Here is a 15189-nt window from a genome sequence, read left to right as displayed (position 1 = left end):
CCTAAATCCCCAATCCCCAATCACCAATCGCCAATAGAGAGGAACGCTATGGCAACTGTAGAAGACAACAAACAACTTATCCAAGAGGTTCTGGAAACTTATCCCGAAAAAGCCCAGAAAAAGCGCAAACAACACCTCAATGTTTACGAAGAAGGCAAATCTGACTGCGGCGTTAAATCCAACAAAAAATCCCTTCCTGGCGTAATGACCACTCGTGGTTGTGCTTATGCAGGTTCTAAAGGGGTGGTTTGGGGTCCAGTTAAAGATATGGTTCATATTTCACATGGACCTGTGGGCTGCGGTTATTACTCTTGGTCAGGTCGCCGTAACTACTACATCGGTACTACTGGTATTGATACCTTCGGTACAATGCAGTTTACCTCCGACTTCCAAGAACGGGATATCGTCTTCGGCGGTGACAAAAAACTCACCAAACTCATCCACGAAATTGAAGAACTCTTCCCCCTCAATAACGGGATCTCAATTCAGTCTGAATGTCCCATTGGTTTAATTGGAGACGACATCGAAGCTGTTGCTCGTAAAACCAGTAAAGAAATCGGCAAAACCGTAGTTCCCGTCCGTTGTGAAGGCTTCCGGGGTGTATCTCAGTCCTTGGGACACCACATCGCCAACGACTCAATTCGTGACTGGGTATTCGACAAAGCAGACAACGAAGAATCAGATTGGGAAAGCACACCTTATGATGTAGCCATCATCGGCGACTACAACATCGGTGGTGACGCTTGGTCTTCCCGAATTTTACTCGAAGAAATGGGCTTGCGGGTAGTGGCACAATGGTCTGGGGATGGAACCCTAGAAGAAATGAAGAATACCCCCAAAGTCAAACTAAATCTCGTCCACTGCTACCGCTCGATGAACTACATCAGCCGTCACATGGAAGAGAAATACGGTGTTCCCTGGCACGAGTATAACTTCTTCGGTCCGACCAAAATCGCCGAATCCCTGCGGGCGATCGCTGAATTCTTCGATGACACAATCAAAGAAGGTGCAGAACGAGTAATTGCTAAATACAAAGCTGACGCTGAAGCAGTCATCGCTAAATATCGTCCTCGCCTTGAAGGTAAGAAAGTAATGATGATGGTTGGCGGTTTGCGTCCTCGCCACGTCGTCCCCGCATTCTACGATCTCGGCATGGAAGTTATCGGTACTGGCTATGAATTCGGTCACGGTGACGACTACAAACGCACCACCAACTACGTCGAGGATGCAACCTTAATTTATGACGACGTAACCGGATACGAATTCGAGAAATTTGTCGAAGCCCTCAAACCTGACTTAGTAGCTTCCGGCATCAAAGAGAAGTATGTCTTCCAGAAAATGGCATTACCCTTCCGCCAAATGCACTCTTGGGATTATTCCGGTCCCTACCACGGTTACGACGGTTTCGCCATCTTCGCTCGCGACATGGACTTAGCACTCAACAGTCCAACTTGGGACTTAATCAAAGCCCCTTGGAAGAAGTAAACCTAACCAACGAGTGATGGGAGTTTTTCTCCTTACCCGAAAACAGCGAAGCTACTCACTCCCATCCTCAACCCCCTTTGAAAGACAAGAGAAGACAAGGAGGAGGGGGGAGACAAGGAGGACAAGGAGGAGAGGGGAGACAAAGAGGACAAGGAGGAATTTGCAGCAAAGTTTTCCTAATCACCAGTTCCTAGTCCCCAGTCCCCTCCTCCCCTCCTCCCCAGTCCCCTCCTCCCCAGTCCCTAACCACCAATCCCTAATCATCAATCCCCAATCACCAACACCAGGAGTTACATCATGGCTCAGAACGTTGACAACATCCAAGACCACGCTACACTGTTCCAACAACCCGAATATCAGGAACTATTCCAAAACAAACGTGAGTTTGAAGGACTACCTCCCAACGAGGAAGTACAAAAAGCAGCAGATTGGACAAAAACTTGGGAGTATCGCGAAAAGAACTTTGCCCGTGAAGCTTTAACTGTTAATCCTGCCAAAGCTTGCCAACCATTAGGTGCGATTCTTGCGGCTGTAGGTTTTGAAGGTACGTTACCCTTCGTTCATGGTTCCCAAGGATGCGTTGCTTACTTCCGTAGCCACTTCACCCGCCACTTTAAAGAACCCTTCAGTGCTGTTTCCAGTTCAATGACGGAAGATGCAGCAGTCTTTGGCGGACTGAAAAACATGATCGATGGTTTAGCCAATGCTTATACTCTCTACAACCCAAAAATGATTGCTGTCTGTACTACTTGTATGGCAGAAGTAATCGGGGATGACTTGGGTGCATTTATCGGCAACTCGAAAAACGAAGGCTCAATTCCCCAAGATTTCCCAGTTCCTTTCGCTCACACACCTAGCTTTGTCGGTTCCCACATTACGGGTTACGACAATATGATGAAAGGAATTCTTACCAACCTGACTGAAGGTAAGAAGAAAGAAACTACTAACGGTAAGATTAACTTCATCCCTGGTTTTGAAACCTATATCGGCAACCTGCGCGAATTAAAGCGTCTAACTTCTTTGTTAGGTGTAGATGCCACAGTTTTAGCCGATAACGAGGATTATTTGGATTCACCTAACGATGGCGAATTCAAGATGTACCAAGGAGGTACGCCTCTCGAAGCTGCCGCAGATGCAATTAATGCCGAGCAAACGATCGCTCTCCAAGCTTACTCCACAACTAAGACTCGCGAATACATCGAAAATCAATGGAAGCAAGGAACTTCGGTGATTCGTCCTTGGGGAATTAAAGGTACTGACGATTTCTTGGTCGCTCTTTCTCAAGCAACCGGAAATCCCATTCCCCCCGAATTAGAAAAAGAACGCGGACGCGCAGTTGATGCGATCACTGATACTCAAGCTTGGGTACATGGCAAAAAAGCAGCCCTCTACGGCGATCCCGATCTCGTCCTCGGACTGTTACAATTCTTACTCGAAATTGGTGTCGAACCAGTTCACGTATTGGTGAGCAACAGTAATCCCAAGTTTGAGCAAGAAGCTAAAGCTCTCTTAGAATCAAGTCCCTTCGGACAAGAAGCAACGGTTTGGGGCGGTAAAGACTTGTGGCATATGCGGAGTCTTCTGTTTACTGAGCCTGTTGACTTCTTAATCGGTAATTCCTACGGTAAATACCTCTGGCGCGATACCGGAACACCTTTAATCCGCATTGGTTATCCAATTTTCGATCGCCATCACCTACATCGCTATGCAACTATCGGCTACTCTGGCGCAATTAATCTACTCAATTGGATTGCTAATGGCATCCTTGATGAGTTGGATCGTAACACGATTGTTCCCTCAAAAACCGATATCTCTTACGACTTGATTCGCTAAGACACACCAAACGGTAGGGCAAACAATTGTTTGCCCCACCTTACCGCTTCCTTGACGGAATAGTTATGATGACTAGCACAACCTTTAACTACCCAACTGCACAATCTGCCCAAAGTAAGCAAGCTACACCTAAGAAAAAACGTCACTTCGATCTTTTGTTTCCTTTACGTCGCTGGTTGGATGAGATCGAAATTACTGATAATCGCTTTGCCCATTTTATTTGTAAATTGATTCCTTGTTCTTGTCCTTTCGAGCGTAATGTTAATTTCTTGGGACGCACTATCCACATTCCCGCTTTTTGTAAAATTAATCCTCTCTACAACGAAATTATGGCTTTACGTTTCCGGGCTTTATCCTACCTCAGTGATGTTTGTGGTGAGGATATAGACCGCTATATTTGCTAACAGATGTAGAGAGATTGCCCGCAAAGTTTTCTTATAGATAACCCCTCACTGGTAAGCTGAAATGGCATTCAAACAAAGCAAAGTCGCAGCATTGCTCAATGAACCAGGTTGCGAACATAATCATCAAAAAGGCGTAGGTAAAAATAAAGCTTGTAAACAACAAGCTCAACCTGGAGCAGCCCAAGGCGGTTGTGCTTTTGATGGCGCTTCGATCGCATTGGTCCCGATTACCGATGCTGCTCATTTGGTTCACGGTCCGATCGCCTGTGCTGGTAATTCTTGGGGCAGTCGCGGCAGTCTCTCTTCGGGTCCGATGACCTACAAAATGGGTTTCACCACCGATTTAAGCGAAAATGATATCATTTTTGGCGGTGAAAAGAAACTGTATAAAGCAATTAAGGAAGTTTGCGATCGCTATCAGCCCGCCGCAGTTTTTGTTTATTTGACTTGTGTAACTGCTTTAATTGGTGATGACCTTGATGCAGTTTGTCAAGCGGCAACTCAAAAATTCGGTACGCCGATAATTCCCGTTAATTCTCCTGGTTTTGCCGGAACGAAAAATATGGGCAACCGTATGGCGGGAGAGGCTTTACTAGACCATGTTGTCGGTACCGTCGAACCTGAATATACCACTCCTTACGATATTAATTTAATCGGCGAATACAACATTGCTGGCGAACTTTGGGGAGTGTTACCTTTATTTGAAAAATTGGGTATTCGGGTATTAGCAAAAATTACTGGCGATGCTCGTTATCAAGATGTTTGCTCCGCCCACCGCGCTAAACTCAACGTCATGATTTGCTCGAAAGCGTTGATTAATATGGGGCGGAAAATGGAGGAAAAATATGGTATTCCTTACATTGAAGAATCTTTTTATGGCATCGCTGACATGAATCGCTGTTTGCGAAATATCGCCGCCAAATTGGGCGATCGCGAATTGCAAGAACGGGTCGAAAATTTAATTAGTGAAGAAACTGCTAAACTCAATCAAGCTTTGATTCCCTACCGATCTCGCTTACAAGGAAAGCGGATGGTACTTTATACCGGAGGTGTCAAAAGTTGGTCGGTGATTTCCGCAGCCCAGGATTTAGGGATGGAAGTTGTCGCTACCAGCACCAAAAAAAGCACCGAGGAAGATAAAGCCCGGATTAAGGAATTACTCGGTAAAGATGGCATTATGCTCCAAAAAGGTAATGCTCAAGAACTATTACGCGTCATCGCCAAAACTAAAGCCGATTTACTCGTCGCTGGCGGACGCAACCAGTATACCGCCCTCAAAGCCAGAATTCCTTTCCTCGATATCAACCAAGAACGCCATCATCCCTACGCTGGATATGTCGGCTTAGTCGAAATGGCGCGAGAAATCGATGAAGCCCTCCACAGCCCAATTTGGGCGCAAGTCCGCAAACCCGCACCTTGGACAGTTAACAGTTATCACGTAGCCGCATCGATCGGTTAGCAGTAAACAGTTAACAGTTAGCACGTAGCCGCATGAAATAGTTATCAGTTAGCACGTAGCCGCATGAAATAGTTATCAGTTAGCAGTTAACAGTTAATCTCTTAACTTACCCATACCTACTTTCACTGGTAAGGTGAAAACCCCAATCCCTAATCACCAATCACCAATCCCCAGTCCCCAGTCCCCAGTCCCCAGTCCCCACCAATCCCTAATCACCATGACTACTGTTACCAGCCGTAAAAAATCCGTTGCTGTCAATCCTTTAAAACAAAGCCAACCCTTGGGTGCAGCCTTAGCATTTTTGGGATTGAAAGGTACTGTACCTTTGTTTCACGGTTCCCAAGGTTGCACTGCTTTTGCTAAAGTCCTTTTGGTACGTCATTTTCGCGAAGCAATTCCCCTAGCGACAACCGCAATGACTGAAGTATCTACGATTTTGGGTGGTGAAGATAATGTCGAACAAGCAATCCTGACTTTGGTAGAGAAAGCGAAACCGGAAATTATTGCTTTGTTTACTACAGGCTTGACTGAAACGCGCGGCGATGATATGAAGGGCATTCTGAGAACGTTTCGCGAAAGTCATCCAGAGTTAGATTCTTTACCAATCGTGTTTGTGTCTACTCCTGATTATAAGGGAGCAATGCAAGATGGTTTTGCGGCTGCTGTTCGGGAAATTGTCGCGACAGATTTTGGTAGTAGGGATGAGTCTCTAGTTGAGATGTTGCCCCAGGTAACGATTTTAGCGGGTTCGTTACTGTCACCAGGTGATGTGGCAGAAATTAAGCAGATTGTCCAAGATTTCGGCTTAAAACCGTTAATCTTGCCCGATATTTCTGGTTCGTTGGATGGACATTTAGAGGACGAATACCAAACGACGACAGCAGGAGGAACCAGTTTAGAGCAGTTGCGTAACTTAAACCAGTCTACATTCACATTGGCGATCGGGGAAAGTATGCGATCGCCAGCAGAAACTTTGCAACAACAGTTTGGCACTAACTACGAAGTTTTTCCCCAATTGGCAGGTTTGGAAGCGGTAGATAAATTTCTCTGGCGACTCTCTCAAATCGTTAATTCCCGACACGATCCTCATTTTATCAAGCCTCCTACAGTTCCTAACAAATATGAGATTCAGCGCCGTCAATTACAAGATGCGATCTTAGATACTCACTTCTATTTTGGTCGCAAACGAATTTCTCTCGCCCTAGAACCAGATTTACTTTATCAAACTGCTTGGTTATTGCATAATATGGGTGCAGAAATTCAAGCGGCAGTGACTACAACTAAATCCCCAATTTTGTCAGATTTACCTGTTGATTCGGTGACAATTGGTGATTTAGAAGATTTAGAAGATTTGGCTGCGGGTTCGGATTTAATCATTGCTAATTCTCAGGCAAAATCTCTCGCTAAAAAACTACATATTCCTCTGTATCGCCTCGGTTATCCTATTTACGATCGCCTAGGAAATGGCTATCGTTTTTTAATCAGTTATCGCGGTACTATCCAGTTTCTCTTTGACATTGGCAACATTTTTATTGAGCAAGAAGAATCACAAAATAATCATTAAATCACTATTCTTTATGTTGAAAATAATGTATGATGAAATTAGGTTAAATTTACTCCACAAACAACAATTCTCAAATTGATAAATAAACCGAGTGAGAATTGACTCTAATTTGCTCCAGCAGTACGCCTCTTCAGACTAAAACTACCCGAAATGCTTACTCTCATAGAAAACCCAAACCACCTAAGCGATACAGCTAACTTAAACAACCCTTTCCTCGACGAATTAGTACGCCAAATTCGCATTTTAGACACAACTAATCTGTATCGCCATTACTCAAATGAATCGCTGCTTAGTTTATTACTGACTAACAAAAAAGAATGCAAACATCTCCAACTAGATGCGACACTTCTACAACTAATTTTTGCTTTTTATCGCACAATTGCCGCTCGTTTAGAACAAGAAACAGGTCAAATAACTGAAGCATTCATTAATTTGAGTCAAGAAGGATTAGGTAGCGTAATGGTTGTTTGCGGCTCGTTGTTAGTTGTTTCCCAAATATTACGCAATGCTTCCTGTTTTGGTTTTGAATCTTTAGACACACTCGCTGGTGAAGGAGAAAAAATCACTCAAAGTGCGATTAAATTAGCCGAAAATTATTTTGAGTTTCCTTCCTTAACCTCCGCACAAATTTAACTAAATTCAAGGAGAACACCAATGAAAGTTGCCTTTACTACTAGCGATAATGTTCACGTCAATGCTCACTTTGGTTGGGCGAAAAAGATCGATGTTTACGAAGTTAATACAGAGGGCTATACCTTCTTAAATACTCTTCAGTTTGGTGGAGATTTAAAAGAAGATGGAAACGAAGATAAATTAGTTCCCAAAATCGAAGCTCTTGCTGACTGCACGATTGTTTATGTTTCTGCTATTGGTGGCAGTGCAGCCGCACGTTTAATTCGCAAAAAAGTGACTCCAGTTAAGTCAAGAAGCGAAGAAGAAAAAATTGAAGAAATCTTGAGTAAATTAGTGATAACCCTAAATGGTAATCCTCCACCTTGGCTCAGAAAAGCTCTTCAGCAAGACGCAAACAAATTTGATTTTGAAGATGAAGAAGTAGCCGAAAAAGAATATGTTTAATTCGGGAGAAAAACCGCAAAAAACTTTTTCTATCTTTATAGTTTTACCTAGCAAACAACGAACCAAATTAGTACCATGACTTCGACAACAACAACTCAAGAAAATAAAGCCGCTTTTGTAGCTGAAAATACCTTTTTACAAGAATTAGTCAGGCAAGTTCGGGCTCAAGATCATTACGGAGTTTATCGTAGCTGGAGTGATGAATTAGTCCTCGCACCTTTTGTGGTTAGTAAAGAGAAAAAACGCCAAATTTCTGTTAGCGGAGATGTAGAACCAGCTACTCAATTAAGAGTCCTCTCTTTCTATCGCGCTGTAGCTGCTTGCATTGAGAAAGAAACAGGTAAACTTTGTCAAGTAGTTATCGATCTTAGCCATGAAGGTTTTGGTTGGTCGTTAGTCTGGACTGGTCGCTTGATGGTTGTTTCTCGGACTCTCCGCGATGCACAACGTTTTGGCTATGATTCCCTAGAAAAATTAGCTAGCCAAGGGGAAAAATTGACTAAATCGGGTGTGGAAACTATCAAGCGTTTTCCTGAAGCTGCTAATGCTTAAATAGTTTCATCAGGGTGCGTTAAAGCGAAAAATTCAGGTTAAAAAGTTAGAAAAAATCAGGCTGAACGCACCCCCGTAATCAAGGAAAAGTTGTCGATTTCTGAAGCAAAAATGGCTCAATTTACCGAACAAACAGTTACCCCGGAAGCAGTTGAGGAGCTAAAAAAGAAAGTCAAGCGCCTTAATAGTAAAGCAGGTCAAATGAAAATGGACTTGCACGATCTGGCGGAAGGTTTACCAACTGATTTTGAAAAGCTGCCCGATGAAGCTGCGAAAACTTACGAAATTTATCGCGAGTTAGCTGAACTAAAAAAACAACTGAAAGTATGGGAGAAGCAATTAAAATGACTGAAGCAACTAATTATCAAAGTTTAGCTGATTTCAAAAAGCTTGTTGATGCTGAGGAGTATTTCCAGTTTTTTGATATTCCTTATGACCAACATTTCGTTAATGTCAACCGCTTGCATATTTTGAAGCAGTTTTCGCTGTTAATTGAGGAAATTGACAAGGTTTTTCCTGATGTAGACGAGCAAGAACGTTTGGCTAAATATCAGGATGCTTTGACTGAAGCTTACGAACTTTTCCGCACCTCCAGCCCGATAGAAACGAAGCTGTTTAAGGTGTTTCAGGAAAAACCAAAGAACGTTGTTTTGGTATCAGAAATTAAGACCACCGACTAAGGAGCAATTAAAGGCGTGTTAGAACTTACAGCTAAGGAATTGGAACGCTATCAACGACAAATAATGCTTCCTGGTTTTGGGGAGGAAGGGCAAAATTTACTTAAGGCTTCAACTGCTGTAGTTTCAGGAGTGGGTGGCTTAGGCGGAACTGTAGCATTATACCTCGCTGTTGCTGGGATCGGTAAGTTGATTTTAGTTCGGGGTGGCGAGTTGCGTTTGGATGATATGAATCGTCAGATTTTGATGACTGATGATTGGGTGGGTAAACCTAGGGTTTTCAAAGCGAAGGAAACTTTAGAGAAGATTAATCCTGATGTGGAAATTGACGCGATCGCGGAATATATTACCCCGGAAAATGTAGATTCCTTGGTGCAACAGTCTGATATCGCCTTGAGTTGCGCTCACAATTTTGACGAGCGAGATTTGCTCAATGCTGCTTGCGTGAAATGGAATAAGCCAATGATCGAAGCTGCGATGAATAATATGGAAGCTTATCTTACGACAATTATCCCTGGTAAAACTCCCTGCCTTTCTTGTTTATTCCCCGAAAAACCGGAATGGGATCGACGCGGTTTTGGTGTTTTGGGTGCAGTTTCGGGAACTTTGGCTTGTTTGACTGCTTTGCAAGCGATTCAGGTAATTGCTGGATTTGGCGAGCCACTTTTAGGCAAATTACTGACAATGGATTTAAATCGTTTGGAGTTTGCTAAACGTCGTACTTATCACGATCCCGATTGTCCTGTATGTGGCAACAAAGGACGAGAAACTATTACTAATTTCTCGTCAGAAAAGGATGATTTTTTAAAGTTTCCAGTGACGAGTTATAGTCACTAAATGGTAATTGTAAGACTCAATGGAGATTTTTATGACTGTTACTTTAACTGAAAAAGCTGCTTTCCGTTTACGCAGTTTTGTGCGAGCTAGTGCTGATGAAACTACTGAAAAAGCAGTTCGTTTGGCTGTGGTTGATGGTGGTTGTAGTGGCTACGAATATGTCTTGGATATAACTAACAAACGCAATTCTGACGATTTGGTTTTTGAGCAAGATAAAGTTCGCATTTATATCGATCCTCAAAGTGCGCCGTTACTCAAAGGCGTGGTAATCGATTTTGTTGATAGTTTGTTGCAAAGTGGGTTTACTTTTACTAACCCTAATGCTACTGATAGTTGCGGTTGCGGTAAGTCTTTTTCCGCCGGAGATTGTACTCCTACTGCCGTACCTTGTAGCTAATTCACTTGGAATTTGCGTAAGTTCGATAATTGATTAATTAGAGGAGAAGATCGCTATGACTACTACTTACAAAGTTCGCCTAATTAAGGGTAAAAAGAAAAAGCCCCCAGAAATAGATGTTACTTTGGATATTCCTGAAGATACTTATATCTTGGATGCGGCAGAAGAAGACGGTTTGGATCTTCCTTTTTCTTGTCGGGCGGGTGCTTGTTCTAGTTGCGTTGGTAAGATTGTTGAAGGGGAAATAGATCAAGAAGATCAAAGTTTCCTCGATGACGAGCAAATTGCAAAGGGATATGTGTTACTTTGCGTTGCTTATCCTCGTTCGGATTGTACGATCAAAACTCATCAAGAAGCTTATTTAGTCTGAATTAATTTGACTAATTGGTGAGTTTATGCTAATGGCTAATTGTCGATTTGTCTGGGTTAGCCGTTAGCGATCGCGCATTATTAGCTAACCAAAATAGGGTGCGATTATATGTTAGTCCACTGGAATAAGTTATTTAATAAAACGGGATTTTGGTTAGCTACGGAAATAACCTTAAATTTATTGGGACTAGATAGTTTAGCAGATTACAGTGAGTTTATTTTTAATAAAGATTTAGAACTCGAACGGAAAAATAACCGTATCGTTAAAGTTTCTCATCCAGCAGCTTTCTTTTGCGAACTGATTGATGAAGAATGTCCCCTACCAAAAGGAAGTTTACAAAATTCAGATTTAAATTTACCCTCTGGCGATCGCAACTATCGTAACTCTTGTAATTTAACTTTTAAACACAAGTGTACGCAACTAAAAAATCCTTGTGTCAAAGTCTGGTGTTTGTCTGATATCTAGTTTATTTTATCACGCTATTAATGTTATGGCAATCAGTAAACAACAACTCGCTCACGAATTTGTCTCAGTAATAAATAGCTATTACCCGAAAAGCGCTCAAGTGCTGAATTACTGTTACGTGAAAGTCCTTGAATGTTATCTGGAAAGATTGGGTAAACGCTTATATTACATTGGGATTTATCACTCTAACGAGTTAGCTGCTGAAATACGATCGCAACACGAATTTTTCAAAGAAATAGCCGAAAATATGGGCTTGGTTGAAGTTGTTTATCTCAATGCAAATAGACTGATTCGCGATCCTAGATCGAAGCTTAAACAAGAAAATCCTCGTCTTTGGTTAGAGTTGTTTTGGGTAGCGACGCAAGGTAAGTAACTCTTTAGAGCAAATTTTCATTCAGATTATTATGTTGGCAATTTACTTGTTTTTATTAGTGATTAGTTTGGCTGCTATTTGGGTAGTTTTTAATGATGATGATGAAGTTCATAATCTCGCAGCCGTTTCAGCCGGATTAATTGCTTTGGTATGGTTTTTTGTTTTAATTCCTCTCCCTATGAAAATGCTGCTTACGTTGATTTTGTTGATTATTTATCAGCAATTATACGCTACCGACCAAAAGTTGTGAGAAAAACCGCTCTTTTTTTGAGGTTTTACTAATATATAAAACTAAGCTTTTTGTAGCCTAGGCTACTGTTAAATAAGCTTGATTTGCTTATGCTAATAATTGAGTAGTTAAGAAAGATTATCGAGAAAAAGCTGGCTGGCGATCGCCCAAGTCTTTTCTTACCTCAACTTTACTTTTCATGAGGTTTCTTCATTAATGTTTACCCAAAGCTTTACAGTCTGTTTATCGTCACTGAATTTGTTAAACGCGAGGGAAAAAGGAGTTATTAGTCATTTTAAAACTTCCGATGAAAATCTTTTGCAAAAAATTCTCGAAATGGGTATAAATCCCGGACTAGCTATTACTTTAGAGCAACGTTTTCCTAATTTAGTTATTCAAATAGGAGAAAATCGACTAGTTGTTAATGAAAAAATTGCTCAATTAATTTACGTGCGGGTAGGTACTAGCAAAATCGAGATCGAGTAAGAGGAATTAGCAGTACAGCAATTCCTCTTACCTTCTGGTAGGAGCGAACTTAGTTACTCAGTTGCAAGCATGACATCGGACGACTTGATGACAACATAAATTTCTTTACCTTCTTCTACAGCTAATCTTTCTGCTGAAGATTTGGTAATAACTGAAACAATTTCTATTCCGGGAGCAACTTCTACAGTTACTTCTGAATTAATTGCTCCAGGAACGAGCTTTTTCACAGTTCCTTTTAAGTGATTGCGAGCGCTAATTGCCATAATTTTATCTCCTGATGACTTCAAGAGTAAGTATAGCCGATTATTTTTCAAAATCAAATACTTTTCCCAGAAAAATAGCTAACATTTATCAAAAAAGCGGAAGAGAATTTTATCACTGCTTGCTCAAAAAATCTTTTCTGAAAAATTTTAGATAAATTTAATTTAACTTAAAATCAACTTATAATTATAAAGTGAAGTTTTATAATCAGAAATAAGTCAAATTTTAATCAATAGTCATCGCGATGAATGCTGAAGCCAAAAATAAAAATTTAGAACGGGATTGGGTAGAATATTACGAGGCAGTGAAAAATCGCCCTCCCAGAGATACGCTTTTGCAAGCGTTAGATTATTTTGATGCAGAAAAAGACAATAATTGCTTTGCTGTTGACTTGGGTTGTGGTGATGGTAGAGATACGGTAGAACTATTACGAAGGGGATGGCGTGTCTTAGGAATTGATGGAGAATCGAAAGCAATTTCTCGTCTTTGTCAGCGTCCGGATATCGATAATAGTTTACTCGAAACTCAGGTAATGCGCTTTGAAGAATTGGAGTTGCCTAAGCAAGTAGATTTAATTAATGCTAGCTTTTCAATTATCTTCTGTCCGCCGCTAGAATTTGCTACTTTGTGGCAAAAAATTATCAATTCTTTACGTTCTGGCGGTCGTTTTTGCGGACAACTATTAGGCGATCGCGACTCTTGGGCGGTTTATTCTAATCTGAACTCTCATCCTCGCTCAAAGATAGAGGAATTATTGCAATCTTTTGTCATTGAAACGCTGATAGAAGAAGAGCATCCTGGTAAAACTCCACTTGGTGAAGAAAAGCATTGGCACTTGTTTCAAATTGTTGCCAAGAAAAGGTAATCTTAATTAGTTATTGCCGATTGGGAGAGACGTAGTACGCTACGTCTCTTTATTTTTGTGGTAATATTTTGTAATTTTCATGACAGAATTTTTTCCATTTTTTGCTATAATTATTAGCGGAAATAAATAGTCAAAAACTAAAACAAATTTTCTGTTGTTTATAACAAAAAGATTAAATTTATCAAAAAACAAAGAAGATAGCAATAAAATAAAATAAATAAGTGAGATAGGCACAAAATTGAGACAGGCAAGGATTCAATTATATTTACCTGAAAAGTGAGAGTTTCTGAACAATATTACTTGTAATCTCCTTTGCCCAGCCTAACTCGCTATCGGAGAAGAATTTCACCAAAATTATCGCTTAATTTAGCCAAAAAGAGGAGAACGGCTCGTGGCAAACATAACTGGTTTAACTGGCGGAGGTTTGACTTGGGAACCTCAATTTGTTCAAGCAATTGACGAAACTAAATGTATTGGTTGCGGCAGATGCTTTAAAGTTTGCGGTCGCAATGTTTTAACATTAAGAGGATTGAACGAAGACGGAGAATTTGTTGACGATGACGAAGATGATGATATTGAGCGAAAAGTGATGACTATTGTTCATGGCGAAAATTGTATTGGTTGTCAAGCTTGTTCGAGAATTTGTCCGAAATCTTGCTATACTCATGCTCCCTTAGCAGAATACAATTAAAGCTTGTTAATATTGTTAATACTATTTTTTGTTGAGGTGAAGTTACATTGGTAGCTTGACTGAAAGAAAGTGGTATAACAAGCAGAAAGTGAACGAGATTTGGGAATCATGCGAGTAGCAAAAAATATTACGGAACTTGTCGGTGGGACTCCGTTGGTAGAGTTAAACAAAATACCTCAAGCTGAAGGTTGCGTGGCTAAAATTCTGGTGAAACTAGAAGGAATGAATCCTGCTTCTTCAGTGAAAGATCGGATTGGGGTAAGTATGATTAACGCTGCCGAGAAGGAAGGTTTAATTTCTCCAGAGAAAACCACTTTAGTCGAACCAACTTCCGGAAATACGGGGATCGCTTTGGCGATGGCAGCAGCAGCGAAGGGATATAAACTGATTTTAACCATGCCCGACAGCATGAGTTTAGAAAGAAGGACGATGTTGCGGGGATATGGTGCTAAATTAGAATTAACTCCAGGCAGTAAAGGAATGAAAGGGGCGATCGCGCGGGCGGAAGAACTCGCGGCGAGCATTCCTAACTCCTTTATGCCGCAGCAATTTCGCAATCCTGCCAACCCAGAAATTCACCGACAGACAACAGCCGTAGAAATTTGGGAAGATACTGACGGACAGGTAGATATTCTAATCGCAGGTGTAGGTACTGGTGGTACGATTACAGGTATAGCCGAATTTCTCAAAGAGAAAAAGCCAGAATTTCAGGCGATCGCGGTTGAACCTGTTACCAGCCCCGTCCTTTCCGGAGGCGACCCAGGTAGTCATAAAATTCAAGGTATCGGTGCAGGATTTGTCCCTGAAGTGTTGAAAGTCGAATTAATCGATGAAGTTGTCACTGTCACCGACGAAGAAGCCTTCAGCTACAGTCGCCGTCTCGCCCGCGAAGAAGGCATTCTTTCAGGAATTTCTTCTGGGGCTGCCCTTTGTGCCGCGATCAAAGTTGCTCAACGTCCCGAAAATAAAGGTAAGTTAATTGTCATGATTCAACCTAGTTTTGGGGAACGTTATCTGAGTACGCCTCTTTTCCAAGATGAGGAGAAAGAAGAACCTGTCCTAGTATCTTAAAACAAAGTTTGGAGCGCAGTAGTTTACTCCGGTTTTCCGGAGTTTTTTTATGGGTTTGTTTAGTTTAACCTAACCCCCCAACCCCCTTCCCTG

General features: G+C 41.5%; 21 protein-coding genes. 20 read left to right on the top strand and 1 reads right to left on the bottom strand.

The genetic code is table 11. The features are described 5' to 3' along the window. The first annotated feature begins 48 nt into the window (after positions 1-48). The 17 genes from nifD (at position 49) to G3T18_RS16575 (ending at position 12208) form a co-directional block, all read left to right on the top strand. Positions 49-1485 carry a nitrogenase molybdenum-iron protein alpha chain gene (nifD, locus tag G3T18_RS16655; protein WP_224411703.1) on the top strand — a complete coding sequence of 479 codons (1437 nt, stop codon included), beginning with the start codon at positions 49-51 and terminating at the stop codon, positions 1483-1485. Between the two features lie 297 nt (positions 1486-1782). Beyond that, positions 1783-3318: a nitrogenase molybdenum-iron protein subunit beta gene (gene nifK, locus G3T18_RS16650; protein ID WP_224411702.1), complete on the top strand. Its 1536-nt coding sequence runs from the start codon at positions 1783-1785 to the stop codon at positions 3316-3318. A gap of 65 nt (positions 3319-3383) precedes the next feature. Further along, positions 3384-3722 carry a Mo-dependent nitrogenase C-terminal domain-containing protein gene (locus G3T18_RS16645; protein WP_224411701.1) on the top strand — a complete coding sequence of 113 codons (339 nt, stop codon included), beginning with the start codon at positions 3384-3386 and terminating at the stop codon, positions 3720-3722. Between the two features lie 61 nt (positions 3723-3783). Beyond that, entirely contained in the window at positions 3784-5181 is a 1398-nt protein-coding gene (gene nifE, locus G3T18_RS16640; protein WP_224411700.1) for a nitrogenase iron-molybdenum cofactor biosynthesis protein NifE, read from the top strand. A 217-nt stretch (positions 5182-5398) separates the two neighbouring features. Then, the gene (gene nifN / locus G3T18_RS16635) at positions 5399-6745 is read left to right on the top strand and encodes a nitrogenase iron-molybdenum cofactor biosynthesis protein NifN (protein WP_224411699.1); all 1347 of its coding nucleotides are present in this window, start codon (positions 5399-5401) and stop codon (positions 6743-6745) included. Between the two features lie 150 nt (positions 6746-6895). Further along, complete coding sequence (locus G3T18_RS16630; protein ID WP_224411698.1) at positions 6896-7378, top strand: DUF269 domain-containing protein; 483 nt, start codon at positions 6896-6898, stop codon at positions 7376-7378. A gap of 21 nt (positions 7379-7399) precedes the next feature. Then, a complete protein-coding gene (nifX, locus tag G3T18_RS16625) occupies positions 7400-7822 on the top strand; it encodes a nitrogen fixation protein NifX (RefSeq protein WP_224411697.1) in 423 nt (140 codons plus the stop codon). 75 nt (positions 7823-7897) lie between these two features. After that, entirely contained in the window at positions 7898-8374 is a 477-nt protein-coding gene (locus G3T18_RS16620; RefSeq protein ID WP_224411696.1) for a NifX-associated nitrogen fixation protein, read from the top strand. A 111-nt stretch (positions 8375-8485) separates the two neighbouring features. Beyond that, positions 8486-8722: a CCE_0567 family metalloprotein gene (locus G3T18_RS16615; protein ID WP_224411695.1), complete on the top strand. Its 237-nt coding sequence runs from the start codon at positions 8486-8488 to the stop codon at positions 8720-8722. Further along, positions 8719-9054 (top strand): nitrogenase-stabilizing/protective protein NifW, encoded by a 336-nt coding sequence (gene nifW, locus G3T18_RS16610; protein ID WP_224411694.1) that lies wholly within the window; start codon positions 8719-8721, stop codon positions 9052-9054. The genes G3T18_RS16615 and nifW overlap by 4 nt, the downstream gene beginning before the upstream one ends. Positions 9055-9069: 15 nt before the next feature. Beyond that, a complete protein-coding gene (locus tag G3T18_RS16605; RefSeq protein WP_224411693.1) occupies positions 9070-9888 on the top strand; it encodes a HesA/MoeB/ThiF family protein in 819 nt (272 codons plus the stop codon). A gap of 31 nt (positions 9889-9919) precedes the next feature. Beyond that, positions 9920-10285 carry a HesB/IscA family protein gene (locus tag G3T18_RS16600; protein ID WP_224411692.1) on the top strand — a complete coding sequence of 122 codons (366 nt, stop codon included), beginning with the start codon at positions 9920-9922 and terminating at the stop codon, positions 10283-10285. A 55-nt stretch (positions 10286-10340) separates the two neighbouring features. Then, a complete protein-coding gene (locus G3T18_RS16595; RefSeq protein WP_224411691.1) occupies positions 10341-10655 on the top strand; it encodes a 2Fe-2S iron-sulfur cluster-binding protein in 315 nt (104 codons plus the stop codon). Positions 10656-10763: 108 nt separating this feature from the next. After that, a complete protein-coding gene (locus G3T18_RS16590) occupies positions 10764-11120 on the top strand; it encodes a hypothetical protein (RefSeq protein WP_224411690.1) in 357 nt (118 codons plus the stop codon). A 25-nt stretch (positions 11121-11145) separates the two neighbouring features. Next, positions 11146-11493, top strand: a complete 348-nt coding sequence (locus G3T18_RS16585) for a hypothetical protein (RefSeq protein ID WP_224411689.1) — start codon at positions 11146-11148, stop codon at positions 11491-11493. A gap of 31 nt (positions 11494-11524) precedes the next feature. Beyond that, positions 11525-11743, top strand: coding sequence for a hypothetical protein (locus G3T18_RS16580; RefSeq protein ID WP_224411688.1), 219 nt, complete (start codon positions 11525-11527; stop codon positions 11741-11743). A gap of 195 nt (positions 11744-11938) precedes the next feature. Then, positions 11939-12208: a FeoA family protein gene (locus G3T18_RS16575; RefSeq protein WP_224411687.1), complete on the top strand. Its 270-nt coding sequence runs from the start codon at positions 11939-11941 to the stop codon at positions 12206-12208. Positions 12209-12261: 53 nt separating this feature from the next. Here G3T18_RS16575 and G3T18_RS16570 read toward each other — a convergent pair whose 3' ends face one another. Then, positions 12262-12471, bottom strand: a complete 210-nt coding sequence (locus tag G3T18_RS16570) for a TOBE domain-containing protein (protein WP_224411686.1) — start codon at positions 12469-12471, stop codon at positions 12262-12264. A gap of 242 nt (positions 12472-12713) precedes the next feature. Between G3T18_RS16570 and G3T18_RS16565 the strand changes: the two genes are divergently transcribed. The 3 genes from G3T18_RS16565 (at position 12714) to cysK (ending at position 15096) form a co-directional block, all read left to right on the top strand. Continuing rightward, the gene (locus G3T18_RS16565) at positions 12714-13334 is read left to right on the top strand and encodes a class I SAM-dependent methyltransferase (protein WP_224411685.1); all 621 of its coding nucleotides are present in this window, start codon (positions 12714-12716) and stop codon (positions 13332-13334) included. A gap of 391 nt (positions 13335-13725) precedes the next feature. Next, positions 13726-14025, top strand: coding sequence for a ferredoxin III, nif-specific (gene fdxB, locus G3T18_RS16560; protein ID WP_224411684.1), 300 nt, complete (start codon positions 13726-13728; stop codon positions 14023-14025). A gap of 108 nt (positions 14026-14133) precedes the next feature. Then, on the top strand, positions 14134-15096 hold the full coding sequence (cysK, locus tag G3T18_RS16555) for a cysteine synthase A (RefSeq protein ID WP_224411683.1): 963 nt from the start codon (positions 14134-14136) through the stop codon (positions 15094-15096). Positions 15097-15189: the final 93 nt, after the last annotated feature.

The organism is Oscillatoria salina IIICB1 (genome assembly GCF_020144665.1).
In the GTDB taxonomy this organism is placed as follows: Bacteria; Cyanobacteriota; Cyanobacteriia; order Cyanobacteriales; family SIO1D9; genus IIICB1.
The sequence above is the reverse complement of the archived record's forward strand: the minus strand, read 5'-3'. Positions and strand labels throughout refer to the sequence as shown.

Coding starts and splice junctions, on each gene's coding strand:
- G3T18_RS16570 (WP_224411686.1), bottom strand. CDS start 12,471: ATGGCAATTAGCGCTCGCAATCACTTAAAAGGAACTGTGAAAAAGCTC.
- G3T18_RS16645 (WP_224411701.1), top strand. CDS start 3,384: ATGATGACTAGCACAACCTTTAACTACCCAACTGCACAATCTGCCCAA.
- nifE (WP_224411700.1), top strand. CDS start 3,784: ATGGCATTCAAACAAAGCAAAGTCGCAGCATTGCTCAATGAACCAGGT.
- G3T18_RS16575 (WP_224411687.1), top strand. CDS start 11,939: ATGTTTACCCAAAGCTTTACAGTCTGTTTATCGTCACTGAATTTGTTA.
- G3T18_RS16580 (WP_224411688.1), top strand. CDS start 11,525: ATGTTGGCAATTTACTTGTTTTTATTAGTGATTAGTTTGGCTGCTATT.
- G3T18_RS16590 (WP_224411690.1), top strand. CDS start 10,764: ATGTTAGTCCACTGGAATAAGTTATTTAATAAAACGGGATTTTGGTTA.
- nifW (WP_224411694.1), top strand. CDS start 8,719: ATGACTGAAGCAACTAATTATCAAAGTTTAGCTGATTTCAAAAAGCTT.
- nifD (WP_224411703.1), top strand. CDS start 49: ATGGCAACTGTAGAAGACAACAAACAACTTATCCAAGAGGTTCTGGAA.
- nifN (WP_224411699.1), top strand. CDS start 5,399: ATGACTACTGTTACCAGCCGTAAAAAATCCGTTGCTGTCAATCCTTTA.
- G3T18_RS16630 (WP_224411698.1), top strand. CDS start 6,896: ATGCTTACTCTCATAGAAAACCCAAACCACCTAAGCGATACAGCTAAC.
- cysK (WP_224411683.1), top strand. CDS start 14,134: ATGCGAGTAGCAAAAAATATTACGGAACTTGTCGGTGGGACTCCGTTG.
- G3T18_RS16565 (WP_224411685.1), top strand. CDS start 12,714: ATGAATGCTGAAGCCAAAAATAAAAATTTAGAACGGGATTGGGTAGAA.
- nifX (WP_224411697.1), top strand. CDS start 7,400: ATGAAAGTTGCCTTTACTACTAGCGATAATGTTCACGTCAATGCTCAC.
- nifK (WP_224411702.1), top strand. CDS start 1,783: ATGGCTCAGAACGTTGACAACATCCAAGACCACGCTACACTGTTCCAA.
- G3T18_RS16600 (WP_224411692.1), top strand. CDS start 9,920: ATGACTGTTACTTTAACTGAAAAAGCTGCTTTCCGTTTACGCAGTTTT.
- G3T18_RS16595 (WP_224411691.1), top strand. CDS start 10,341: ATGACTACTACTTACAAAGTTCGCCTAATTAAGGGTAAAAAGAAAAAG.
- G3T18_RS16620 (WP_224411696.1), top strand. CDS start 7,898: ATGACTTCGACAACAACAACTCAAGAAAATAAAGCCGCTTTTGTAGCT.
- G3T18_RS16615 (WP_224411695.1), top strand. CDS start 8,486: ATGGCTCAATTTACCGAACAAACAGTTACCCCGGAAGCAGTTGAGGAG.
- G3T18_RS16585 (WP_224411689.1), top strand. CDS start 11,146: ATGGCAATCAGTAAACAACAACTCGCTCACGAATTTGTCTCAGTAATA.